The organism is Nocardioides malaquae (genome assembly GCF_015070385.1).
GTDB classification, from domain to species: Bacteria; Actinomycetota; Actinomycetes; order Propionibacteriales; family Nocardioidaceae; genus Nocardioides; species Nocardioides malaquae.
The window spans coordinates 1-270 of the sequence record NZ_JADCSA010000418.1 but is presented as its reverse complement, the minus strand read 5'-3'; the positions used below and the strand labels follow the sequence as shown (position 1 = coordinate 270).

Sequence of the window (270 nt, the reverse complement as noted above, 5' to 3'; positions counted from 1 at the left end):
CCGCATCCCCTGGCTGCAGGCGATTAAGGCAGGGGTAACGGTTGGGATTGGTTTTGTCGGTATGGGACTGGTGATCGTCATGGCGATCGTCAGCCTCAGTCCCCCTATCAAAGTGATGATTGAGCGTTTCGGCCTAGCCCTGCATGTCTTTGACGTTGGCGCAGGCCCTGCCTCCGGCGTTGGTTATGCGACAGCCATTGGCGCCATGATTATCCCAGTTATTTTTCTTCTCAATGTCGCCATGCTGGTCACCCGTCTGACCAAAACGAT

1 protein-coding gene is annotated in these 270 nt (G+C 55.2%); it reads left to right on the top strand.

The genetic code is table 11. The features are described 5' to 3' along the window. Positions 1 to 270, top strand: a 270-nt coding sequence (locus IEQ44_RS15895; protein ID WP_319804718.1) for a PTS transporter subunit IIC, incomplete at both ends; no start/stop codon positions are given.